This is a genomic window from Bacillus sp. ISL-57 (genome assembly GCF_018613135.1).
Classification (GTDB): domain Bacteria; phylum Bacillota; class Bacilli; order Bacillales; family DSM-1321; genus Peribacillus; species Peribacillus frigoritolerans.
The window spans coordinates 389,066-411,659 of the sequence record NZ_JAGGQV010000002.1 but is presented as its reverse complement, the minus strand read 5'-3'; the positions used below and the strand labels follow the sequence as shown (position 1 = coordinate 411,659).

The window sequence follows — 22,594 nt, the reverse complement described above, 5'->3', positions numbered from 1 at the left end:
TTCAATTTGAACTTTGAACATACTGTAAAGGTGAAAAATCTGGAAAAGAAGTTAACGGAATTCATGGAGAAGCACGTTTACCCAAATGAATCAATATACAAAAAGCAGCTCGAAGCACAGGAAAGCCGCTGGAGTGAAATCCCCCCGATTTTATCTGAATTGACGGCAAAAGCAAAAGAAGAAGGATTATGGAATTTATTTTTACCTGATAGCAGTTATGGTGCGGGTTTAACAAATATGGAATATGCCCCGCTTTGCGAGATCATGGGTAGGTCGACGATAGGACCTGAAATCTTCAACTGTAATGCGCCGGACACTGGTAATATGGAAGTGTTGGTGAGGTATGGATCGGATGAACATAAAGAGCGCTGGCTGAAGCCCTTGCTTGCTGGGGAAATCCGTTCATGCTTCTCGATGACGGAACCGGAAGTGGCGTCTTCCGATGCGACCAATATCGAATGCAGGATTGAAAGGACGGGTAATGAGTATGTCATCAACGGCCGAAAATGGTGGTCTTCAGGAGCAGGCGATCCCCGATGCAAGATTGCCATCGTCATGGGTAAGACAGATCCTGAGGCGGCCAAGCATGAACAACAGTCAATGATTCTTGTCCCGCTCGATACACCGGGTGTCAAAATCGAGAGAATGCTCCCTGTGTTTGGTTATGATCATGCCCCGCATGGCCATGCCGAAATCACGTTTGAAAATGTGAGGGTCCCGGCAACGAATATTCTATGGGGTGAAGGAAAAGGGTTTGCGATTGCCCAAGGAAGGCTCGGACCGGGAAGGATACATCATTGCATGAGGCTGATCGGCGCTGCTGAAAGAGCACTTGAAGAATTATGTAAGCGCATTCAAGGGCGTGTCGCCTTTGGTAAAACATTGGCGAGACAAGGTGTAATCATGGAGTGGGTTGCTGATTCACGGATTGAAATCGAACAAGCAAGACTTCTGACCTTAAAAGCTGCCTATATGATGGATACTGTCGGGAACAAGGAAGCGAAGGCGGAGATCGCGATGATAAAAGTGGTGGCACCAAATATGGCATTGAATGTGCTGGACAGGGCCATACAAGCCTTTGGAGCTGCAGGGATTTCCGATGATTTCCCTTTTGCTGCTCATTGGGCCAATGCCCGGACTTTAAGGCTTGCTGATGGTCCCGATGAAGTTCATCGCTCACAAGTTGCTAAAATAGAACTTCGAAAATACCAACAAAAGCATGAGGTGAAAATATGAAAGTTACCGACTTATTCGATCTAACTGGAAAGACGGCGATCATAACCGGTGGAGGGAGAGGGTTGGGAGCACAAATAGCGACCGGCTTTGCCGAAGCTGGGGCAAATGTCGTACTTTGTTCAAGGAAGAAGGAAGCATGTGATGAAGTTGCTTCGCAAATCCAAAAGCTTGGGGTCAAGGCGCTTTCCTTCAAGTGTGATATCACCAATCCGTCAGATGTACAGGAAGTCGTTAACGAAACTTACCGTGAATTTGGTGCCATCGACATATTAGTGAACAATAGCGGGGCATCCTGGGGGGCACCAGCCGTCGACATGCCCCTTGAAGCGTGGCAGAAGGTGATGAATGTCAATGTAACCGGAACCTTTATCATGAGCCAGACAACAGGCAGGGTCATGATTGAGCAGGGACATGGGAAAATCATAAACATCGCTTCCGTTGCCGGATTAGGGGGTACCGACCCGAGGGTCCTCGATACGGTCGGATATAATACGAGTAAAGGGGCGGTCATTACTTTAACGAAGGATTTAGCCGTTAAATGGGGTCAGCATAATATTAATGTTAATGCAATCGCACCCGGATTCTTTCCGACAAAAATGACAAAAGGGGTTCTTGAGCAAGGAAAGAATCCTATTTTGGATTCCACGCCGCTAAAAAGGTTAGGGAGTGATGATGATTTGAAAGGGGCAGCGGTTTTCCTGGCCTCAAAGGCATCTGATTTTGTGACTGGAAATATTTTGATCGTCGATGGGGGTTCACATGCAAAGTAATGAAAGGTAAGTAAATATGGCTGGAGGGTTTGAAATGATGAATGAAAAAAAATGGCTTTCCGTTTATCCTGATTCAATTTCAAAGGAAATAAAAGTCCCTGAGTTCCCGATGCAAAGAATCCTTCAAAATGCATGTGAGTCCCATCCAAACAATACAGCTATTACTTTTTATGACCAAAAGATATCTTATCAGGAACTTTTTCATGCGTCGCGAGCCTTTGCTTCAGCCTTGCAAAAAAAAGGTGTTCAAAAAGGTGATCGTGTCGCAATCATGCTGCCTAACTGTCCGCAGTACGTAATAGCTTATTATGGATCATTGACAACAGGGGCCATTATCACCCAAATCAACCCAATGCTGGTTGAAAGGGAGCTGCAGCATATTTTACAGGACTCCGGTGCAGAAACGATCGTTGTATTGGATGGATTATACCCGAAAGTGAAAAGTGTGCAGCAACATGCAAATTTGAAAAATATTATCGTAGTTAGCCTGCAGAATTCGGGTGCAGATTTTCAGCCTGATGCGTCTTTTGATCAATTCATGAAGGCAGGAGACGGCAAAATCAATCCCGTATCAATCGATCCGGAAAATGATATAGCCGTTCTTCAGTATACAGGAGGAACGACTGGCCGTTCAAAAGGGGCGATGCTGACACACAGCAATATTCTGGCCAATGTCGTTCAAACGTATGAATTCTTCAAGCATGAATTAAAAATAGGCACTGAAAGAACGTTGTCGGTCATCCCGCTTTTTCATGTTTTTGGAATGTCGTCCGCAATGAATTTATCCGTGTATATCTCGGGTGACTCCATCATGCTGCCACGTTTTGAAATAGAAGAAGTGCTGGAAACGATTAAGCGTGAACAGCCGACCACTTTTCCTGGTGTACCGACCATGTATGTAGCGTTGACGAATCATCCGAAGGCAGAAGAATATGGAATGGGCTCCATTCAGGTCTGTAACAGCGGAAGTGCCCCGATGCCAGTGGAACTGCTGCGTGAGTTCGAACGAAAATCAGGTGCGAAGATATTGGAAGGCTACGGTCTTACGGAAGCTTCGCCAACAACGCATTGTAACCCGGCATTTGCAAAAAGGAAACCTGGGAGCGTCGGGATTGGTGTCCCTTCGACTGAATATAAAGTGATGGACCTTGGAGATGGAACAAAAGAAGTGGCATCTGGCAAATTGGGGGAATTGGTCGTCAAAGGACCTCAAGTGATGAAAGGTTACTGGAATATGCCGGAGGAAACGGCGGTGACCTTAAGGGATGGTTGGCTTTATACGGGTGATATCGCCAAAGTTGATGAAGATGGGTACCTCTATATTGTCGACAGGAAAAAAGATTTGATCATCGCAAGTGGTTATAATATATATCCGCGAGATGTCGAGGAAGTTCTCTATGAACATCCAGCTGTCCAGGAAGCGGTTGTCATCGGAGTTCCAGATGCTTACCGAGGGGAGTCGGTAAAAGCGGTGCTTGTACTTAAAAATAATAAAACGGTCAATGAAAGGGAAATCATCGAATACTGCCGTGCAAACCTATCGGCTTATAAAGTTCCGCATTTCGTTGAATTTCGTGAAGAGTTACCGAAAACAAATGTCGGAAAGATTTTAAGGCGGGCTTTAAGAGAAGAACTTTCCAGGAAATAAGAGGGCTTTGATGGCACGAAAGCGTATGATATCAATTCAGCTGAAATTTTAACAGATTGCGAGGATGCATACATGAAAGAAAAAATGACAGAACATAGCATACGCTTATTTGAAAAGAAGGGCTTTAGTGAAACGTCGATTTCAGATATCGTCGAATCGGTCGGGGTGACGAAGGGAACGTTTTATTATTACTTTACGAGCAAAGAGCAGTTGCTTATGGATATTCATCTAGCATATATAGACGAGTTGCTTAGTGAGCAGGAGAGAATCATGTTGGAACCTGGGAAAAGCTGCAAGGATAAACTATTCGATATGGTCTTGATGCTTTTAAAGAGCATTAAAACCAAAAAATCCAGCGCAACGGTCTTTTTTCGTGAAATGAAGAATCTAAGTGACGATAAGCTTGCACAAATCCTTCCTAAGCGGGATGAGTTCCGACATAAAATCGAGCAAGTTCTGGTTAGTGGCATCGAGAGTGGAGAACTGCGTTCCAATCTCGATGCATCCATCATCTCTTTTGCAATTTTAGGTGTGGCAAATTGGAGCTATCATTGGTTCGACCCAGAAGGTGAAAAAACCGAACAGGAAGTTGCAGCCATTTTTATGGGGATGATTCTGCAGGGAATTGAAGCGTGACCAGGTTACATACTAACCGGTTAGTCGAAGGGAGATAGAAGGCATGGCCAACAAGCAAATTCAATCAATTACCGTTATTGGGGCTGGGCAGATGGGGCATCAAATTGCGATGCTTGCTGCACTAGGAGGTTACGAAACGATTCTTCAGGATGTTCATGAAAACGCGTTGAATGCAGCCAAAGAAAAATTGGAAGTCATTTTGACTAAATGGGTCCAAAAAGGAAAATTGACTGAAGATCGTAAATTGGCTGCTTTTAGTCGTCTTCAATATACCACCGATCTTGAGAAAGCGGCCAGTGGAGCTGATTTGATCATTGAAGCGGTAATTGAAAAACTTGATGTGAAGCAGGAGGTTTTCGCCAAACTTGAGGAACTGGCCCCAGCAGAAACCATCTTTGCCACGAATAGTTCAACGATTGTCAATAGCCTGATTGCGAGTGTGACGAATCGTCCGGATAAGTTCATTAATATGCATTTCTTTTTCCCGCCTCTAGTAATGGATTGTGTTGAGGTTGTAATGAGTGACCAAACATCCGAGGAAACAGCGAAGCTTGCAATGGAAGTCACAGAGAATATGAATAGGACAGGAGTTTTGTTGAGGAAAGAGATATCGGGATTCGTAGCCAACCGAATTTTGGGAGCGTTGCAGCGTGAGGCCTTATATTTGTATGAAGAAGGAATTGTTGACTATAAGGATATCGATTTGATTTGCAGGAAAGCTTTAGGCCATCCAATTGGTCCTTTTGAACTGATGGATCTATCAGGTATTGATGTGGGATATTTTGTCATGCAGCAGCGTTTCAATGAAACGGGAAATCCAGAAGACAGGCCAAATGCTTGTATAGAAGAAAAGGTGAATAAAGGACATTTAGGCAGGAAAACAGGAAAAGGCTGGTATGATTATCAAAACGAAGGAGTGAAGAATTGATGACGAAATTAATTAAAGTGGTTAAGGAAAATAAGCTTGCGGTCATCACCATCGATAATCCTCCATTAAATGTAATCAGCAAACAAGTATTCAGAGAATTGGGAGAAACTTTCGATGAACTTTCAAAAGATACTGAAACTGTTGGGGTACTAATAACCGGTGCAGGCAATATCGCATTTGCGGCCGGCGCTGATATAAAAGAATTCCCTAGCATGATGGGGAACCCGAATATAAAAGAAATGGTAAAGGAAAGTCATGCTGTCCTAACTAAAATCGAACAGTTTCCTAAACCTACGATAGCTGTATTAAATGGCTTGACCTTGGGCGGCGGATGCGAACTGGCACTGGCCTGTGATTTGCGAGTGGCTAAAACACAAGTTCAAATCGGACTGCCGGAAGTGAAATTAGGCTTATTCCCTGGGGCTGGCGGTACACAGCGTTTGTCAAGACTTGTAGGTAATGCAAAGGCAAAAGAGATTATATTTACCGGTGATCCGCTTGGTGCCGCGGAAGCGGAAAAGATCGGGCTTGTCAATAAAGTCGTTGAGCAAGGCTGCGGCTTATCGGAAGCGAAAATCTTGGCCTCACGAATGACAAGGCACTCACTTCAGGCACTTTCGAGAATCAAGAAGGCGATTAATGAAGGAAGTGAGGCAACACTTGAACAAGGTCTAGAGATTGAAGCGAATCTTTTTGAAGAAATCTTCCAAACTGAAGATGTTAAAGAAGGGGTTTCCGCTTTCTTGGATAAACGTAAACCTGCTTTCGTACATCGTTAATCAAGGAGGGGTCTTATGCATGAAATGGAAGTCAACGTCCGTTTTTCCGAAACGGACGCTTTGGGCCACATCAATAACACAAGCTATTTCGTATACCTCGAAGAAGCACGCATGAAATTTTTTGAAGCTTTAGGCCTAGCGACAAATGTAGAATCTTGGAATTTTTTGTTAGCCTCCACTAAATGCGACTTTATTGCTCAAGGATATTTCAATCAACTCTTGACCATTCGTACATCTTTGACAAAGGTAGGTACGAAAAGCTTTGATATGGTCCATGATATCCTCTGTTCACAAACTGGGGAAGTGATTGCTAAAGGAAGTGCAGTTTTAGTCTGTTTTAATTTTTTGAAACAAAAAAGTGAACCTATTCCTGAATTTATTAAAGAAAAGCTCATTTCACATCTTGTTCATAATTAGAATGACAAAGTCTAAAGGAGTGGAAGAACATGGTTGACGATACGATTCCTGTTCGGCCCGGCGAGGAATTGAATATTGGTGCGTTAGAAGGTTTCCTAAGAAAAAATGTATTGGACCTTCCAAATGAACCGTTGGAATTACAACAATTTTCTATGGGCTATTCCAATTTGACCTATCAGCTGAAAGTTGGTGAGTGGGAGGCTGTGCTCAGAAGGCCGCCGCTTGGCCCTGTTGCTCCAAAGGCACATGATATGAAGCGTGAACATCATATCCTTTCCTCAATCAACCCATATTTCCAAGCAGCTCCCGAGCCTATTCTGTTCTCGGATGATGAATCGGTTGCGGGGGCCCCTTTTTTCCTAATGGAAAGGAAACATGGAATTGTAATAGATACTGAATTTCCCAAAGGAATCGATCCTACTGTTGAAAAGTGCCGACAGCTTTCATATGTGATGGTGAATCGGCTTGCTGATCTTCACTCGATTCCCTATGAGAAAACGGGTTTGGTCGAAATATCCAAACCTGAAGGGTTCATTGAAAGACAAGTACACGGATGGATTTCCCGCTATGAGAGAGCAAAGACTGATGAAATCAAGGAAATTCGTCCGCTTATTAATTATTTTCAACAGAATATCCCGAAGTATAGCCAGACTTCAATAATCCATTATGACTATAAGATCAATAATGCCATGTTCAATCAGGACCTTACAGAGATGGTTGGTTTATTTGATTGGGAAATGTCCACCGTTGGTGATCCGCTAGCCGATCTAGGAGTGGCATTAAGCTACTGGGCGGAAAGCGGTGACCCGGAACTTATCAAAATCGGTGTGGGTCAAGCGTCCGTCACGACTTTAACTGGTTTCCTGACTCGTAGGGAATTTATCGAGACGTATGCAGCAAGAAGTGGCAGGGATGTTACCAACGTCGATTTTTATTTAACCTTTGGTTATTTTAAGTTGGCTGTCATCCTTCAGCAAATCTATTATCGATATAAAAAAGGCCAGACTGATGATCCCCGTTTTTCCAATCTTGGAAAAACGGTGAAAAGCTTACTCACTCATGCTGCAAATGTAGCTGCGAAGGAAGTTTAATAAAATGGAATATATTCAAAACATTCATTTACTACTAAAAAAAGAAGAGATAGATGTGGAAAAGCTTCAAGAAGGGGAGAAAGTTGCGGTCATCCTGGATGTGTTATTAGCGACCACAACGATTATTTCAGCACTTCATGATGGAGCACGCCAGGTGATACCTGTCATGGATCCACTGGATGCCTTGGTGAAAAGCCAGGACTTGGACCATGGGGATTTTGTAGTGGCAGGAGAACTAAAAGCAAAGCCGGTTGATGATTTAATGTATCCAAGTCCGACGCTATTGAGTAAGTTGGTACGCGGCAAAACTTTAATATTGTCCACTACTAATGGAACGGTCGCGTTGAGGAATTCAGCCGCTGCCAAAAGGGTTTATATTGCTTCTTTGTTGAATAATCCGTCTGTTGCGGAAAAAATAAAAAAATATCATAAAACAGAAACGATCCTCATCGTTTGTTCGGGGAATTCAGGTGAATTCAGTCTGGAAGACTTTTACGGTGCAGGCCATTTGATAGATTGCCTGATTGCTGGATCACAAGGTACGTTCATACTCAACGATGCAGCAAAGGCTGCCAATGCGCTTTATCGCACGAATAGCGAAAATGCCTTTAATATCCTGAAATCATCGTATGTCGGACAGTTGTTTGACAAACATAGTTTGAGCGCCGATTTGGAATTGGCGGCGCGAAAAGGTTCGTTGGATCTTGTCCCAGAGTTGGTGGATGGAAGGATTGAAGCGGAATTGAAAAGGCAGGAAACGTAGCGTTGTTCAAAAATACAGATAAGGAGTGAAGGGGATGCGGTTTTCGCAGTCAATAGCGGTGGTGACAGGTGCAGGCTCTGGTATTGGGAAAGCTACGGCGATGCGCTTGTCCGACGAAGGGGCAAAAGTGTTGTTGGTAGGGCGGACGAAAGGAAAGCTGGAGGAAGCAGCTGCAGAAATCAATGCCAGGCACCCGATTCCAGCTGCTGATATTTTCCCTGCAGATGTTACCGTCGAGGAAGAAGTAATGGGGCTGGCCAAGTATGTGAAGGAACAATATCGTGACCTTCACATTTTAATCAATAACGCAGGTGGTTCAAAGTCCTCGAAGCTCCTGGATACATCCGCAGCTGATTGGGATATGATTCAACATGTCAATTTGAAAAGTGTCTTTCTAGTTTCCAAGTATTTGGGGAAATTGATGGTAGAAGGGGCCAGCAGCGGAAATGAAGGTTCCAGCAATCGGGCAATCGTCAATGTGGCTTCACTGTCAGGACATCAGGCAGGAGCGTTCATCCCCCATTACAGCTCTGCTAAAGCCGGCGTCATCAGTTTAACGAAATCTTTGGCACTGGAACTCGCTGCAGTCGGCATTCGGGTCAATTCCGTATCACCGGGATTCATTGAAACGCCATTGACGGAAGATGGTCTGCAAAATGAAAAATTCGTAAAGTCCATTCAACGGAACACGGCACTGGAAAGAGTGGGGAAAGCGGAGGAAATAAGTAATGTCATTACCTTTGCTGCTTCCCCGGAGGCTTCCTATATGACTGGGACGGACTTATTGGTGGATGGCGGCTGGTTGATCAAATAGAAAAAGGGGATGGGTAAATGTTAAAAGAACACTTATTGAAAGAAGTAATCGATAATGTAATGATCCTGACTTTGAATCGCCCTGAAAGCTTGAATGCATTTAGTCCGGATATGATTGCAAGCTTAACGAAAGAGATTAAGGATGTAAAACAAACACCGCATATAAGGGCAGTCATCATCAAAGGGGCGGGAAGGTCATTCACTGCAGGAGGCGACGTCAAGTCAATGGGGCAGGCCTCTGCAGGTCAATTGTATGATCATGTTGGCAGAATGAATGAATGCATATTGGCTCTGGATGCTTCCGAGGTTCCGGTAATCGCTGCCGTCCATGGATTTGCTGCTGGTGCCGGATTCAATTTGGCACTCGCCTGTGACCTGATCGTGGCTTCCGATGATAGTCAATTTGCCATGAGTTTTTCACAGGTAGGCCTGATCTCTGATGGAGGGGGTTCGTATTTTTTACCTAAATTAGTCGGGCCCCACCTTGCAAAGCAACTCTTCTTTTCGGCCGAGCCAATTTCTGCGGAACGCTTATATCAGCTGGGGGTCATTAATTATTTATATCCACTCAATCAACTTGAAGAGGAATCATTGAAGCTTGCGGTAAAACTGGCAAATGGACCGACAAAAGCATATGGGATGATGAAAAAGCTCGTCAGCCATTCATTTACGGCTACACTTGCTGAAATTCTGGAACAGGAACGTATAACGCAAACCTTGATGGCTTCCACGGAAGATCATCAGGAGGGGGTTGCAGCATTCAAAGAAAAAAGAAAGCCGGAATTTACAGGAAACTAAGGGAGGGATAAAGATGAAAGCAATTCATTTTGAAGAATACGGCGGACCGGAAGTACTGAAATTGACTGAAATGGAAAGACCTGTGCCAACAGGGCATGAAGTTCTGATTGAAATCGATTGTGTAGGCGTCAATTATGCAGATACAGCCAGAAGGGAAGGGCAATATGTAGTGCCTACGCCGCTTCCGTTCATTCCAGGTGCGGAAGTGGCTGGCGTAGTGGTGGAAGTTGGTGGAAAGGTGACCAAAATCAAACCTGGTACAAGGGTAGTCAGCTTAATTGAATCTGGTGGATATTCAGAATATGCCCTTTCTGATGAATTCTTGGCCATTCCGCTTCCCGATGCCATTCAGTTCCACGAAGCTGTTGCCTTGCCCCTCCAAGGTCTGAGCGCCTATCATATTCTTAAGACAATGGGACGCATGCAACAGGGGGAAACGGTTTTGGTCCATGCTGCTGCTGGGGGAGTGGGAACGATTGCCGTACAGTTAGCCAAAATCTTCGGGGCTGGAAAAGTGATTGCCACCGCCAGCACAGTGGAAAAGTTGGAACTGGCTAAAGAAATGGGGGCAGATGAACTTATTGATTACACGCAAGAAGGATGGGAAATGAAAGTCCGTGAGGTCACGGGAGGAAAGGGAGTAGATGTCGCGCTGGAAATGGCTGGAGGGGATATTTTCAATAAAACGTTGAAATGTTTGGCTCCCTTTGGACGTCTTGTTGTTTTTGGTAATGCAAGCCGTAAGCCTTATACGATGAACCCGCAGCAATTAATGAGGCGTAATCAATCCGTCGTGGGTTTTTTCCTGCCACAGATCATGAAACACCCGGACTTGCTGTTGCCTAGCATTCAAGACCTTTTTGCATACGTTGCGTCTGGGGAGCTTAAGTTAACTATCGGGGGCATCTACCCAATTGAAAAGGCAGCAGCCGTTCATGAGGAAATGAACGCCCGTCAAACGAAAGGGAAGTTGATTTTGCAGGTTAAATGAGAATAAGGGGTGTATGATGCACCCCTTATTGGATTTCACTTAGTTCATTTGAACCTAAAGAAAGCACGCCTCAATCCGTATCAGTGCTAACATCTTTATCTGGATGCATGAAAGGCGGCTGCGGCGCTTTTTTAGACTCTAACAGTTCACGGTTTTCAGTTGAATTCCAGCCTATATCGTTGGTGGGGTGTATCCATTCGTCTCCAGCCATGATTTCCGGGTCTATATCTTCGCTCCAGTTTTCGAGTGGTGAGTTATCAGAGGCATATTTACTGTCGCCAATGACGACTCCATAATCATTGACGAATGGAGCCTGTGGTTTTATGCCGGTCCCTTTATAGCTTGGTGCGTTAATTTGGTGTGGTTGTGTATCGTCGATAATTGGTGAATCCAATTTCTTTTTCATGTAGTGTCTCCCTTTTCGTTTTACGGTTATTTTTCTCGTCTGTCCCTATATTATCCCTGAATAATTTCCGGCATGTTTACCCCATTCTATAAGGTAAACTATATTAAAAAGGGTGGATGAAAATGAAACGGAAAGCCAATGTGGATGGAGCTGTCAAAGCAAGTAAAACGCCAAAAAGAAATCAAGCTGAAAATGAATTTTCCAATGAGTTCGCAATGGAGGAAAATGCAATGAAAGGTGCCAACCGCAATTCAAAGCAAGGCAGAAAAGGAAGAAGTAATGGATAAAGAAAAACGGAACAGCGGGGAAAAGATGGGTGAACATGTACGAACTGAATTTGGAATCGAATTCAGCGGGGATATGAACGCAACTAAGATTTATGAAATTTTGGCAAAAGAAAATAAAAAACGTGAAAGTGATAAGTAAAAAAGGACGGACCCAGCCTTGGGTCCGTCTTTTTTATTAAAGCATGATGCTGCCTGATTTTGAAAGAGGGAAAATCGTTGATCCCTTACCACTCGGATCAAAATAGGCAAGCATGAATGAAGGTTTATCGACGATTGTTCCCTCGGCTAAATACGTTTCCAAATCAAAGGGAAGTGCCTCGAGCAACGTGTGTTTGTGTATTTCTTTTTCATTTAGGGCCAAAGCGGTGAAAGAGGAACCAAGCTGTTCAGGCTTATTGAGAATATATTCATATATCTCTTTCCGACCACTTTTATCTAATGAAGCTTCCCACCAAGGTTTACGTGGTTTATATTTTTGATTCATGAAATAATCCAATTTCATGAGTCCGATAATGTTTTTCAGTTCGGCAGATTCCCGGGAAGCCAAAAACTGCTGTAAACGTCTGAACAAGTCTTCAAGCTGATGGCCGATTCGTGACCACCCTTGTTCATCCCAATAGGTACCGAAATCTTGAAAGAAGTCGAACGGTGATTGAAATACCGTTTTGACAAGATATTCCGTAGTATGATCCATCCTATGATCGTTCCAGTATTTTTCAAGTACATCTTCAACTTGTTTAATGCGGACAATGTCATCGAAGGATAAAACATTATTCCCCAATATTTCATAAGGAGCATGTTCGCTGTATATATATTGGTGTTCATCGGCTCGTATCCGTAAGCCGGTTCCACGAAGCATCTTTAAGAAACCAAGTTGCATCTCTTCGGGTCTAAGCTCGAAAACATCATTGAAGGTCTTTCGGAAAGAATGATAATCTTCTTCCGGTAAACCGGCAATAAGGTCTAAATGCTGATCAATTTTCTGACCATCTTTTACCATGGTTACGGTCCTGGTCAGTTTTTCGAAATTCTGCCTTCTCATTACTAGATCATTCGTATGATCATTCGTCGATTGTACCCCTATTTCAAAGCGGAACAGTCCTGCAGGGGCATTGTCGTTCAAGAACTGGATAACTTCCGGACGCATGATGTCCGCCGTGATCTCGAACTGGAAAACCACACCGGGAAGATGCTCATCGATTAAGAATTGAAACATCTCCATGGCATAGCTTCGGCTGATATTGAAGGTTCGGTCAACGAACTTAATGGTCTTTGCACCATTAGCCATAAGGTACCTGATATCTTCTTTAATCTTTTCACGATCAAAATACCTGACACCCACTTCAATCGATGAAAGGCAAAACTGGCAGCTGAACGGGCAACCTCGGCTAGTTTCGATATAGGTAACACGTTTAGATAGGTCGCCGCGGTCTTCCTCCAAACGATATGGAGAAGGGAGGGATTTTAAATCAACCTTGCCGTTCTGAGGCTGGATGATTTTTTTTCCATCCTGTCGGTACGCAATGCCGCCGATCTTCTTATAGTCATTCGAACCTTCAATTTCAGATAAAAGTGCCTTGAAGGTGACTTCACCTTCACCGATTACGATGAAATCAGCTCCGGGAATCTGATCAAGCCATTCCCCAACATCATAGGTGACTTCAGGTCCGCCGAGAATGATGACCAATTCCGGGTTGATTTTTTTAAGCATGGCTACGACTTTCATTGTTTCCTCGATGTTCCAAATATAGCAGCTGAACCCTATGACATCAGGTTTTTTGGAATGAAGGTCACCAACTATGTTCATAATTGGATCTTTTATCGTATATTCTGCCAGCTGTACATCATAATCAGGCTGGGCGTATGCTTTTAAATATCGGATGGATAGCGATGTATGGATATATTTTGCGTTAAGAGTACTGATTATTATATTCATGTTAAAGGGCGTAAAAGAAACGCCTGGCTCCTTTCGTGTACATGTCTTTTTAAGCCAACAAGCACTAACGAGTAATTTTACCATAGCGTGCTCCATTTGAAAAATGAGTTATGGTATTGAAGGGGAATCTTTTCTGCTTGAAAGTCGGACAAGAAATCGAATTTAAAAAAACGGATAAAGCAGAAAATGCTTCATCCGTTTTATTTAAAAAGCTTGTTTAATATAGTCTTTCGTTTTAGTCATGAATCGTTTTGTTTTGGTCGCCTTCAATTCGATGATCGGCTGTGCCATGGAAGCGATCATTTCACTTGATAATAACACGGTAATCAAGAAAGAGAGTCCGGCGAGCATGATAAAGCTCTCTGTATTGCTGAAGTATTCTTGTATGGTGCTTTCGCGGAAGAACCGTATGAAAAAACCATGCAGCAGATACACATAAAGGGTTTGTTTCCCCCAATTCGTAAAGAAATATTGTCTGCGTGGGATGAACGAAAGGAAGCTGAACACTGAAATGATGCTCAATCCATAAAATCCCAGTCGTTTAAACATGGACACGATTGTCGCATCTTCAAGTTCGGCATATGGTTTCGAACCGAGCAGCCATTTATAATTAATATCGGTATTAAAATAAAAACCGATAAAAATCACTAACATGACAATAAGTGATGCCAAACGAACTTTGGGAGTGAATAGTTTTTTTAAATGTTCCTTGCTTAAATGGTATCCGATCAAAAACATCGGGAAAAAAACGAATGTTCTGGAGAGACTAAGGTAATTGGAAATATTGTCTATATAACCAATCAATAATGCGATTATTAAAGATAAACCTATGCCTACTGGTGGCTTTAGCTTTGAGAAACCAAGCAGCATGATGTTCCAGCAGAATAAACTGATCAAGAACCATAGCGACCATTGGGGGTCAAGCAGGTCTACAGTGATGGCAGAACGTTCATATAAGAAATAATAGTAAACGGTATATATCAATTGGAAAATGATGTAGGGTAAAATTAGCTTTTTAGTAATTTTACCCAAATACCCTTTTTGATAAAAACCTTTCGCAAAGAATCCTGAAACAAGGATAAAGGCAGGCATATGAAAGGAATAAATGGTTTTATATAAAGCATATATCGTTTCACTGTCATGTATATACGTATTCAGCAAATGACCAAAGACGACAAATGCCATGAGAATGAACTTGGCGTTATCGAAGAAAAAATCACGTTGTTTCATTATTGCCTCCATTTAATAAATTTTAAGGTAGCTAGAAAGCATTGTTATTTCTTATTCCCTAAATACCTTGTACTAAATCATTATTTATTAAATTTATTATAAAAACCTTAAATTAAGCTTAACGCTAATTTTTTCAGCATTCAATATACTATCATTTGATATATAGGTTAATTTTGGATAAAGGTGTTTGTGCCGATTTTCGAAAAATACCGAGGAAAATCAAGATGGATGTCGAATAAAGTTGGGTAGGTATGGGTTTTGATGAGGGGGGTTAATATGAATATCGGTTATGAGAATGAAACGGAATATAAACAGGAAATTATAAAATTGAATAAACAGATCGAAGGGTTTCTGAATATGTTCGATTCAATGTCAGAGCCTTATATCAGGGTTGATGAGGAACTGCGTCTCACTTATGCCAATGATGCCGCTTGTGCCCTGCTGGAAACACCTAAAGATCAACTGGAGTCCATGAGGATAACTGATTTTCTCGATGTCATCCCTTTAAATAACCAGGAAGTGTCAAGCACCCTAAAAACCTCGAACGAAAGTGAAAGGCAAATTATCCAGCTACATACCGGAGCCCTTAAGCAAATAGAGTTTATACGAATGGGATCTCTTTCCGAAGGACAGCAGTTCTATCGTTTGGGGGATGTGACATTGGATGTTTCTTCGTCAAGGGAAACAGGGATGTCAAGACAGATGTTTTTGGACATTTTCGACACAGCCATAGAAAGCATCGTTCTATTCGACAGTTCAGGAATAATAATGGAAGTGAACCATGCCTTTATCCATGCCTTGGGCATTCCGAAAAAAGAGATTGTCGGTAAGAATATGAGGGGCCTCATCTCCCCAGATTATAGGGGATATTGGGATGAGAGCATACAAAGAGCCTTTGATGAGTCGAACTATAAAGGGGAGGTAGAGATAAAGGTCGGGGATGAACTGCTTCATTTCACTTTTTCGATAAGTTCAACGGTAGGAAATGAACTATATATGTCTGTGCTTCGAAGAATTACAGAATCAAATATAATAGAAAAAAAGTTAGAGACGAGCGAACGGATTTTTGCGGAATTATTCGACCAGTCCATGGATGCAATCATATTCTGGAATGATGACGGGATCATTTTTCGGGTCAATCATTCAGCATGTAAAATATTCGAATCCAGCAGGGAGGATCTGATTGGCAGTTATATCTGGAAATACGTATACAGCAATAATCACCATTTCGTCCAAATGATGGAAACGTTTGAAAGAGACACCCAGGTGCGGGGTGAGCTGATCTATAAAATGCCTAATAACCAAATTAAATTGCTAGAATTGACTGCAAAAAAACATGAAGGTGACGGATATAACGTAACGATCTTTCGAAATGTCAGTGAGCGCTGGCTGATTGAGAAGGAATTAAGGGATAGTGAGAAGAAGTTCAGGAAGATTTTTGAGGGCACATTAGACGGCCTGATTTTATGGAATCATGAAGGGTTCACGGATATTAATGAAGCGGGTCAGAAAATATTGGAGATTTCGAAGCGCAAACTGCTTTCTTTATCTGTTAAGGGGTTCATCGAAAAAATTCCTGAAAATGCTCCAGACTTGAACTCTCACATTGAAAATGTTTATAAGCATGAGGTATACTCCTCCATCATTCCGATAACATTCGAAGATGGAAGAGTTAAGCATATTGAATTTTTGACGAGGAAAAATTTATATTCGAACCTGAATTTAAGCATTTTCCGTGATGTGAGTAAAAATCTCGAAATGCAGGAACAAATCCGTAAATCGGATACTTTGAATGTCGTTGGTGAATTGGCGGCGGGCATTGCTCACGAAATCAGGAATCCAATGACAGCATTAAAAGGTTTTATCCAGTTGCTTGAGGATGGTGTTAAAGGGGAGTTTTCCACATATTTTCATGTGATTACATCCGAAATTAAACGAATCGAAACCATTATCACGGAATTTTTGGTACTGGCAAAGCCGCAGGCGCTAAAAATTTTCAAACAGGATGTTCATACCATATTGAGAGAGACACTGGAATTACTGGCCGCTCAGGCACTGTTGGAAAATATTCAATTCGAGACAAACTTTGAAGAAGATGAATGTAAGGTTTTATGTGAGGCGAACCAGTTAAAGCAAGTGTTCATTAATATCATCAAAAATGCATTGGAAGTCATGCCGGATGGCGGATCTGTTCATATTAAAACAAGCCGATTTTCAGAGAAATACGTTTGCATTTCAATTACTGATAAAGGCATGGGGATTTCAACGGAAATGCTAAAAAAATTGGGGGAACCATTTTATACGACGAAGGATAGGGGAACAGGGCTGGGGCTCATGGTCAGCTATAAAATCATTGAAGAACACAATGGCTATATAGAAGTGGAAAGTGAAGTGGGAAAAGGGACAAGCTTTCATATTTATTTGCCATTCGAGTAATGTAGAAGGGGATGCCTTATACCTTTCTTAAGTTAACGGAAAGCATGGATATTCCATTAGGGATCCTTTATCGGATTCCTTTTTTTGTTCCATCATTATTATCATCATGGGATTACAAATGAGGGTTGTGACAATGATAAATATTTTTGCTTCAATTAAGGAGCTGTCCTGCTTTTAAATCATTGAGAAGTTATTTGCTCGAATAAGCGAAAACTAATAATAGCATCCAAATAGGGGAATCTTTCAAAGCGATTTTCGGAGCTGTCTTCATATGAAATCTTCTTGATCAATATAGATGCTTATGCTTAGGAATTTCCGTCATATCCTGTCTGCTGATGGACCAAGCCATATCGCAATTTAAGAAGTTTTGTCTTTTTTTGCGAATCTATTTACATATAAGGCATATTTTGTAATACTTCTTTATGATAATGTAACTTTAAAAGGGCAGGAGTAGTGAATGTAGTTATGAATTCTAGGTGTGCAACGGAAATTTGTTCTGAGATTCGAATGAAGCGTTGGGAAATGATGGAGTTGGCGAAAATGTATGGACTTGGCCATGAGTATACCCTTCGCCAAAGTGAGCAGCTTGACAAACTTATAAATGAGTATCTGATCCTTCAACATCATTCATCAGTGGAAGTGAGAAATAAGCGAGATGAAATGGTTGTTATTGTACAGCAGCCCTTTAATGAAGACATTTCCTTTTAGAAGGAAATGAATGCCCATGACTTTTTATATTAGCAGGCAAGAGACAATCAACTTTGTGTGATTTCTGGTGAAATGAATCATATCTGAAAACAAATAAAGAAAGACTTATATAAACAAGAATATATCTTTTGAATTTCCTTTGGATTTGGGGTATATATCGAGGGGAGGTCACCAGAAGGTGTCCTTCGTGCATCGGATTGGTTTATAAGTCTTAAATGGATTAAACGGATAAATAAAAAGTAAGAGCTGACTCACTTGATGGAGCCAGCCATGGAAGTACCGCAATTATAAAATTTCCAATAATATGACCATGAACAAAAGGCCGATAATGAAGGAATAGGTGGAAGTGCGTTCATTACCATCCCCATGGCTTTCGGGAATCAGTTCCTTATAAACGATGAAAAGCATGGCCCCGGCGGCGAAAGCTAGGCCGTATGGAACCAGGAACCCAATGTAAGAGGTTAAATAATAACCAAGTAAGCCTGTAATTATTTCGATGGTGCCGGTTAAGGTTGCAATCAGGAATGCTGTGAGTTTACCGATTTTTTGATTAATTAAAAACAAGGCGACCAGTAAGCCTTCCGGAGCATTTTGCAGGCCGATGGCAAAAGCGATCAAGTTACCTGTATCAGCTGTATCAGAGGCATAACTGACCCCGACAGAAAGCCCCTCAGGAATATTATGGAGTGTAATGGCAGTGATGATGAGCAAGGCCTTTTCATCGAACTGAATACCACTTTTCGTATGGCTGAGATCGATATGAGGAATGTTTTGTTCCATGATCGTTAATGTCATTACCCCGAGAAAAACCCCAATTACCAGCTGAATATACCCTCCGGTGGCCAGAGACTCCGGGATCAGGCTCAATAACGAAGCAGCCATCATGATCCCAGCGGTAAATGCCAGTAGCGTGTCTCTGAATCGATGTGTGATTGAACCTTGAATGAACAAGATCGGTAACGCACCAAACCCTGTAGACATAGCAGATAGGATGCTTCCTAATAAAACTCCACTCATAAATTTCTCCTTTATAAGGTACTTATCGTTACTTCTTTGCGAATTTTTGGGTGAAACAATAATTCATTGTATTTAGACATAAAGAATATGTTCCTGGAAAAAACCATTTTGCATCAATCTTCTGCATACCATTTTTTCAATGTTAGATCAGACGGTAGCAATATGCTGATGATTCCCAGTAATGGCAGGAATCCCACTAGTTTAATCATGGATTCAATTCCAATTATATCTGCAATGGCTCCCAATGAAACGGATCCAATGGCACCCATTCCGAAGGCTAAACCTACGGTCAAGCCTGCCATCGTACCGACTTTTCCCGGGACCAATTCCTGTGCGTATATTACCGTGACGGAAAAACTGCTCATTATAATGAATCCCGCTATCAATAATAAGATAAAAGCGGCTGTAGGAGGTACGAATGGTAAAAGTGCGGTTATTGGTATGCTGGCAGCGAAAGAAAAGAAAATGATGTTTTTACGTCCGAATCTATCAGCAAGCGGGCCTCCGAAAAATGTACCTACAGCACCAGCTGCCAAAAAGGCAAATAGGAAAAATTGTGCGGCTTTTATCGTGAATGAATACTGATCGATCAAATAAAAACTATAAAAGTTCGTCATGCACGATACATACCAGGAACGGGCAAAGATTATGAATAAAATCAATACCAGGGCTTTGGCCACTTTGTGGGACCGCTCTTTATTGATTATTTTTGCAGCAAGCTTTTTAGGCTGGAAGTGAACTAATTTTTGGGAATACCAATTGGCGATATACAGCAATAGGATAACGGCCATTAAGGCAACCAGGGCAAACCAGAGTGCGCCCTTTTGACCAAATGGAACAAGTACGATGGCTGTGATGAGCGGGGCAAGTGCCTGCCCGCTATTCCCGCCGACCTGATAAATGGATTGTGCCAGGCCTCTCTTCGGTCCGCCTGCCATGTAGGCGACCCTGGAGCCTTCCGGGTGGAATATGGCCGACCCTAAACCCATCAGGATGACTGCACCAAGGATAATGGTATAGTTTGGGGCAATTGCGAGAATGATGACACCTATTAAGGTACTGGTCAACCCAATGGGCAATGCATATGGAAATGGTTTTTTATCCGTATAGAAACCAACTGCCGGTTGCAGGAGCGAGGAGACGATATTCAGGCAGAATGCAATCATTCCAAGCTGTGTATACGTAAGCGACATTGATTTTTCGAGGATTGGGAACATGGCCGGTACGACGGCCTGAAGAGAATCATTCATTAAATGGCATATGCCTATGATGATCATGATTTTCAGAGTCATATCTTGTTTTTGCGGTTTTGTTTTAATGGCAGCGATACTTCCCATCTGTATATATCCTTCTTCCTGATTAAGATTTTTACCTATTCCATAAATAGATTCAAGAAGCATGCACCGTATGCATGACACCTTTAACTAAATCGGGATCGTCACTAGTCTTCATGAAGAAATCGAAAACTTTTCAAAGTATTGCTAAGTTTGGTCTTTTATATGCGGCAAGCTGATTGTAACGGTTGTACCTACCAGAGGTTTACTTGAAAACTCGATGGTGCCGTTAAAAGATTCAATGATTCGTTTACACACAAATAGCCCCAATCCCGTTCCTTCTTTCTTCGATGTATAGAAGGGATCGAACACTTTCCCTATATCTTTTACATTCAGTCCTTGCCCGTTATCGATGATCATGATTTTAGCCCGATCATTTTCATGGTGAATTCGAATCCTTAACTTTTTCCCAACTTCCATGGCCTCGAAACCGTTTTTGGCAATGTTGAGAATGACTTGTTTGAGTTGGTCCTTTGTACAATGAACCAGGATTGGCTCCTTTATGATATTCCATTCCACTTCAATATTGAAGTGACGTGCTTCTGATTCTATTATTGGTCTCAATTCAGCAATGATACTGCGAATATCATATAAGGATAAAGTTTGTATCATTGGCTTCCCTAAAATCAAAAACTCGCTGACGATGCTATTGATCCGTTCAATTTCCTTCATGATGACAGAGTAATAGAACTGATCTTGCTCCTCAGGGTGTTTTTCAACCAGTAACTGCACTAGCCCCTTTATGCCAGTAAGTGGGTTTTTTATTTCATGTGCAGTACTTGCAGCCAATGTACCGACAAAATCTATTTTTTGGCTATCGTTTAGTGATTTTTGTTTTTTGTCATGCCTGCGAACGATCAGTTCCTCCATGATGATATAAATCATGTGAGTAATAAAGAAAGTGAAAAAGACAAGCATTAAAAAAACATTCATGTTATTTGTGCCAATCTTGTCGGGCACTTTGACGGACAGTGTCCAATCGACTTCGGTCAAAGGAACATCCACCCATGTTGAATGTCCATTGAATCCCTCGGCATTTATATCTAAAATTCGGGTTTTGTCCTGTGTTTCCAATATAAAGGAATGACCAGGGCTGAGCATTTTTAATATTTTTTCCATATGATCCAGCCTGATATGTGCCAATAAAAACCCTTGCACTTTTTTATCTTGATCCAGTATGGGAGCAAAAATGGAAAAATAATTAAAATGAGCGTTATAAAGCTCATTTGTTCCTGCAACAACTGCTTTTTTAGTTTTTACTGCACGTTCCATATCATTTTGTTCAATTAAATAGTAATGATGGAAATTCTTATTCGTACCCGAAATGGAAACACCGTCGCGATTTAGCCAATATACTCCGGCATACCGGGAATCTGTATCTTTGATCCATTTCATTAGAAGTTCGGTTTTTTTGTCATCCATATAAAGCACGGAACTGCTAAGGCTAAGCAGCTCAAGGTTTTCCTTCGTTTCCCTTATAACTTGATCTATGTATTCTTGATAAACCGTTCCCGCCCATTCAGCTTGTTCCTGTCTTTCTTTTAGAAGGGAACGTTCTAAATGCATCCAATAAATGATAGAGAGAAAAATTAATGGTAAAATAACAATAAGTAGATATGTGGTGAATTTATGCCTCGTTTTCATGTTTGTCACTACTTTAGCTTTTTTTTTCAAGTATATCAAAATGATTGATTAAACAATAGTGCATACTAACAGGGCAGATTGACAAAAAATCCTTTATGTCATATAATAACTTTTAATTCAAGATATTTTAATTAAAAATTTTTAAGGTTGTGAAGTTATGGAGAATAATAACATCCAACAGTCTTTGAAACTGTTCATTGTGATGTCTAGAGCTCATCGATCCATTAATGATGTAGTTAATAAACATATAGCTGAAGAGGGTTTGAATCCAACTGAGTTTGCAGTACTGGAATTGCTTTATCATAAAGGGGATCAGCCTCTTCAGCAAATAGGCGGAAAAATCCTGCTAGCCAGCGGCAGCATTACCTATGTCGTGGATAAACTTGAACAGAAGGAATATCTGCAGCGCATAGCATGTAAAGAGGATCGCCGTGTAACCTTTGCAAAGATAACCGACAAAGGAAAGGCCTTTATTGAAGGCGTATTTCCTGAGCATGAAAAAAGAATTGATGATATCATGAGTGTACTTACGCAAGAGGAAAAGGCGACCGTGATTGAATTGCTTAAAAAGATTGGGTACTCCGCTCAAAATTAGCTAAAGAACCAGCACCTGGATTTGACTACAGGTGCTGGTTTTTTATGTCTGATAAAACATGAATTTGTTTTAGCGACATAAAAAGGTTTTTAATAACGCTGTGGCGAATTAAATTACATTACGATAACCGT

The 22,594-nt window shown here is 41.7% G+C and carries 23 protein-coding genes; 17 read left to right on the top strand and 6 right to left on the bottom strand.

Going from position 1 to position 22,594, the window contains the following annotated elements; all coding sequences use genetic code 11:
- Positions 1–6: 6 nt before the first annotated feature.
- The 12 genes from J7I90_RS05255 to J7I90_RS05200 all read left to right on the top strand — a co-directional run bounded on the left by J7I90_RS05255 (position 7) and on the right by J7I90_RS05200 (position 10,870).
- Complete coding sequence (locus J7I90_RS05255) at positions 7–1,236, top strand: acyl-CoA dehydrogenase family protein (protein WP_214768807.1); 1,230 nt, start codon at positions 7–9, stop codon at positions 1,234–1,236.
- Positions 1,233–2,006 (top strand): SDR family oxidoreductase, encoded by a 774-nt coding sequence (locus J7I90_RS05250; RefSeq protein WP_098184732.1) that lies wholly within the window; start codon positions 1,233–1,235, stop codon positions 2,004–2,006. The genes J7I90_RS05255 and J7I90_RS05250 overlap by 4 nt, the downstream gene beginning before the upstream one ends.
- 37 nt (positions 2,007–2,043) lie before the next feature.
- A complete protein-coding gene (locus J7I90_RS05245) occupies positions 2,044–3,654 on the top strand; it encodes a long-chain-fatty-acid--CoA ligase (protein ID WP_214770083.1) in 1,611 nt (536 codons plus the stop codon).
- Between the two features lie 72 nt (positions 3,655–3,726).
- Positions 3,727–4,290: a TetR/AcrR family transcriptional regulator gene (locus J7I90_RS05240; protein ID WP_214768800.1), complete on the top strand. Its 564-nt coding sequence runs from the start codon at positions 3,727–3,729 to the stop codon at positions 4,288–4,290.
- A gap of 43 nt (positions 4,291–4,333) precedes the next feature.
- The gene (locus J7I90_RS05235; RefSeq protein WP_214768798.1) at positions 4,334–5,218 is read left to right on the top strand and encodes a 3-hydroxyacyl-CoA dehydrogenase family protein; all 885 of its coding nucleotides are present in this window, start codon (positions 4,334–4,336) and stop codon (positions 5,216–5,218) included.
- The gene (locus J7I90_RS05230; protein WP_214768796.1) at positions 5,218–5,997 is read left to right on the top strand and encodes an enoyl-CoA hydratase/isomerase family protein; all 780 of its coding nucleotides are present in this window, start codon (positions 5,218–5,220) and stop codon (positions 5,995–5,997) included. Before J7I90_RS05235 ends, J7I90_RS05230 begins: the two co-directional genes overlap by 1 nt.
- A 15-nt stretch (positions 5,998–6,012) precedes the next feature.
- Positions 6,013–6,414, top strand: coding sequence for an acyl-CoA thioesterase (locus J7I90_RS05225; RefSeq protein WP_214768794.1), 402 nt, complete (start codon positions 6,013–6,015; stop codon positions 6,412–6,414).
- Positions 6,415–6,443: 29 nt separating this feature from the next.
- Positions 6,444–7,505, top strand: coding sequence for a phosphotransferase family protein (locus J7I90_RS05220; protein WP_214768792.1), 1,062 nt, complete (start codon positions 6,444–6,446; stop codon positions 7,503–7,505).
- A gap of 4 nt (positions 7,506–7,509) precedes the next feature.
- Positions 7,510–8,268 carry a 2-phosphosulfolactate phosphatase gene (locus J7I90_RS05215; RefSeq protein WP_251025101.1) on the top strand — a complete coding sequence of 253 codons (759 nt, stop codon included), beginning with the start codon at positions 7,510–7,512 and terminating at the stop codon, positions 8,266–8,268.
- 34 nt (positions 8,269–8,302) lie between these two features.
- The gene (locus J7I90_RS05210; protein ID WP_214768790.1) at positions 8,303–9,082 is read left to right on the top strand and encodes an SDR family NAD(P)-dependent oxidoreductase; all 780 of its coding nucleotides are present in this window, start codon (positions 8,303–8,305) and stop codon (positions 9,080–9,082) included.
- 17 nt (positions 9,083–9,099) lie between these two features.
- Positions 9,100–9,879, top strand: a complete 780-nt coding sequence (locus J7I90_RS05205; RefSeq protein ID WP_214768788.1) for an enoyl-CoA hydratase/isomerase family protein — start codon at positions 9,100–9,102, stop codon at positions 9,877–9,879.
- A 13-nt stretch (positions 9,880–9,892) separates the two neighbouring features.
- Positions 9,893–10,870 carry a quinone oxidoreductase family protein gene (locus J7I90_RS05200; RefSeq protein ID WP_214768787.1) on the top strand — a complete coding sequence of 326 codons (978 nt, stop codon included), beginning with the start codon at positions 9,893–9,895 and terminating at the stop codon, positions 10,868–10,870.
- A 70-nt stretch (positions 10,871–10,940) separates the two neighbouring features.
- On the opposite strand, the gene J7I90_RS05195 is transcribed toward J7I90_RS05200, so the two are convergent.
- A complete protein-coding gene (locus J7I90_RS05195) occupies positions 10,941–11,276 on the bottom strand; it encodes a DUF3905 domain-containing protein (protein ID WP_214768785.1) in 336 nt (111 codons plus the stop codon).
- Positions 11,277–11,398: 122 nt separating this feature from the next.
- Here J7I90_RS05195 and J7I90_RS05190 point away from each other — a divergent pair, with 122 nt between their 5' ends.
- Both J7I90_RS05190 and J7I90_RS05185 read left to right on the top strand, forming a co-directional pair.
- A complete protein-coding gene (locus J7I90_RS05190; RefSeq protein ID WP_057278994.1) occupies positions 11,399–11,563 on the top strand; it encodes a hypothetical protein in 165 nt (54 codons plus the stop codon).
- Positions 11,556–11,702, top strand: coding sequence for a hypothetical protein (locus tag J7I90_RS05185; RefSeq protein WP_164468810.1), 147 nt, complete (start codon positions 11,556–11,558; stop codon positions 11,700–11,702). Before J7I90_RS05190 ends, J7I90_RS05185 begins: the two co-directional genes overlap by 8 nt.
- 36 nt (positions 11,703–11,738) lie before the next feature.
- On the opposite strand, the gene J7I90_RS05180 is transcribed toward J7I90_RS05185, so the two are convergent.
- On the bottom strand, positions 11,739–13,499 hold the full coding sequence (locus J7I90_RS05180; RefSeq protein ID WP_095391730.1) for a B12-binding domain-containing radical SAM protein: 1,761 nt from the start codon (positions 13,497–13,499) through the stop codon (positions 11,739–11,741).
- Between the two features lie 204 nt (positions 13,500–13,703).
- Entirely contained in the window at positions 13,704–14,729 is a 1,026-nt protein-coding gene (locus tag J7I90_RS05175) for an acyltransferase family protein (protein ID WP_214768783.1), read from the bottom strand.
- Between the two features lie 276 nt (positions 14,730–15,005).
- Between J7I90_RS05175 and J7I90_RS05170 the strand changes: the two genes are divergently transcribed.
- Positions 15,006–17,165 (top strand): PAS domain S-box protein, encoded by a 2,160-nt coding sequence (locus J7I90_RS05170; protein WP_214768781.1) that lies wholly within the window; start codon positions 15,006–15,008, stop codon positions 17,163–17,165.
- Positions 17,166–17,630: 465 nt separating this feature from the next.
- Positions 17,631–17,873, top strand: a complete 243-nt coding sequence (locus tag J7I90_RS05165; protein WP_034314155.1) for an aspartyl-phosphate phosphatase Spo0E family protein — start codon at positions 17,631–17,633, stop codon at positions 17,871–17,873.
- A gap of 285 nt (positions 17,874–18,158) precedes the next feature.
- On the opposite strand, the gene J7I90_RS05160 is transcribed toward J7I90_RS05165, so the two are convergent.
- From J7I90_RS05160 to J7I90_RS05150, 3 genes are all read right to left on the bottom strand, one after another.
- Positions 18,159–18,890 (bottom strand): ZIP family metal transporter, encoded by a 732-nt coding sequence (locus J7I90_RS05160; protein ID WP_034314151.1) that lies wholly within the window; start codon positions 18,888–18,890, stop codon positions 18,159–18,161.
- A 113-nt stretch (positions 18,891–19,003) separates the two neighbouring features.
- The gene (locus J7I90_RS05155) at positions 19,004–20,227 is read right to left on the bottom strand and encodes an MFS transporter (RefSeq protein ID WP_214770078.1); all 1,224 of its coding nucleotides are present in this window, start codon (positions 20,225–20,227) and stop codon (positions 19,004–19,006) included.
- A 144-nt stretch (positions 20,228–20,371) separates the two neighbouring features.
- On the bottom strand, positions 20,372–21,790 hold the full coding sequence (locus J7I90_RS05150; protein ID WP_214768779.1) for an ATP-binding protein: 1,419 nt from the start codon (positions 21,788–21,790) through the stop codon (positions 20,372–20,374).
- Between the two features lie 235 nt (positions 21,791–22,025).
- Here J7I90_RS05150 and J7I90_RS05145 point away from each other — a divergent pair, with 235 nt between their 5' ends.
- Positions 22,026–22,463, top strand: a complete 438-nt coding sequence (locus J7I90_RS05145) for a MarR family winged helix-turn-helix transcriptional regulator (protein WP_214768777.1) — start codon at positions 22,026–22,028, stop codon at positions 22,461–22,463.
- Positions 22,464–22,594: the final 131 nt, after the last annotated feature.

What these genes read in the sequence shown, in the direction of transcription:
- J7I90_RS05220 (WP_214768792.1), top strand. Translation starts at nt 6,444, where the DNA reads ATGGTTGACGATACGATTCCTGTTCGGCCCGGCGAGGAATTGAATATT.
- J7I90_RS05200 (WP_214768787.1), top strand. Translation starts at nt 9,893, where the DNA reads ATGAAAGCAATTCATTTTGAAGAATACGGCGGACCGGAAGTACTGAAA.
- J7I90_RS05210 (WP_214768790.1), top strand. Translation starts at nt 8,303, where the DNA reads ATGCGGTTTTCGCAGTCAATAGCGGTGGTGACAGGTGCAGGCTCTGGT.
- J7I90_RS05205 (WP_214768788.1), top strand. Translation starts at nt 9,100, where the DNA reads ATGTTAAAAGAACACTTATTGAAAGAAGTAATCGATAATGTAATGATC.
- J7I90_RS05250 (WP_098184732.1), top strand. Translation starts at nt 1,233, where the DNA reads ATGAAAGTTACCGACTTATTCGATCTAACTGGAAAGACGGCGATCATA.
- J7I90_RS05190 (WP_057278994.1), top strand. Translation starts at nt 11,399, where the DNA reads ATGAAACGGAAAGCCAATGTGGATGGAGCTGTCAAAGCAAGTAAAACG.
- J7I90_RS05235 (WP_214768798.1), top strand. Translation starts at nt 4,334, where the DNA reads ATGGCCAACAAGCAAATTCAATCAATTACCGTTATTGGGGCTGGGCAG.
- J7I90_RS05215 (WP_251025101.1), top strand. Translation starts at nt 7,510, where the DNA reads ATGGAATATATTCAAAACATTCATTTACTACTAAAAAAAGAAGAGATA.
- J7I90_RS05230 (WP_214768796.1), top strand. Translation starts at nt 5,218, where the DNA reads ATGACGAAATTAATTAAAGTGGTTAAGGAAAATAAGCTTGCGGTCATC.
- J7I90_RS05240 (WP_214768800.1), top strand. Translation starts at nt 3,727, where the DNA reads ATGAAAGAAAAAATGACAGAACATAGCATACGCTTATTTGAAAAGAAG.
- J7I90_RS05150 (WP_214768779.1), bottom strand. Translation starts at nt 21,790, where the DNA reads ATGCATTTAGAACGTTCCCTTCTAAAAGAAAGACAGGAACAAGCTGAA.
- J7I90_RS05160 (WP_034314151.1), bottom strand. Translation starts at nt 18,890, where the DNA reads ATGAGTGGAGTTTTATTAGGAAGCATCCTATCTGCTATGTCTACAGGG.
- J7I90_RS05245 (WP_214770083.1), top strand. Translation starts at nt 2,044, where the DNA reads ATGAATGAAAAAAAATGGCTTTCCGTTTATCCTGATTCAATTTCAAAG.
- J7I90_RS05195 (WP_214768785.1), bottom strand. Translation starts at nt 11,276, where the DNA reads ATGAAAAAGAAATTGGATTCACCAATTATCGACGATACACAACCACAC.
- J7I90_RS05225 (WP_214768794.1), top strand. Translation starts at nt 6,013, where the DNA reads ATGCATGAAATGGAAGTCAACGTCCGTTTTTCCGAAACGGACGCTTTG.
- J7I90_RS05175 (WP_214768783.1), bottom strand. Translation starts at nt 14,729, where the DNA reads ATGAAACAACGTGATTTTTTCTTCGATAACGCCAAGTTCATTCTCATG.
- J7I90_RS05165 (WP_034314155.1), top strand. Translation starts at nt 17,631, where the DNA reads ATGAATTCTAGGTGTGCAACGGAAATTTGTTCTGAGATTCGAATGAAG.
- J7I90_RS05185 (WP_164468810.1), top strand. Translation starts at nt 11,556, where the DNA reads ATGGATAAAGAAAAACGGAACAGCGGGGAAAAGATGGGTGAACATGTA.
- J7I90_RS05145 (WP_214768777.1), top strand. Translation starts at nt 22,026, where the DNA reads ATGGAGAATAATAACATCCAACAGTCTTTGAAACTGTTCATTGTGATG.
- J7I90_RS05180 (WP_095391730.1), bottom strand. Translation starts at nt 13,499, where the DNA reads ATGAATATAATAATCAGTACTCTTAACGCAAAATATATCCATACATCG.
- J7I90_RS05155 (WP_214770078.1), bottom strand. Translation starts at nt 20,227, where the DNA reads ATGGGAAGTATCGCTGCCATTAAAACAAAACCGCAAAAACAAGATATG.
- J7I90_RS05170 (WP_214768781.1), top strand. Translation starts at nt 15,006, where the DNA reads ATGAATATCGGTTATGAGAATGAAACGGAATATAAACAGGAAATTATA.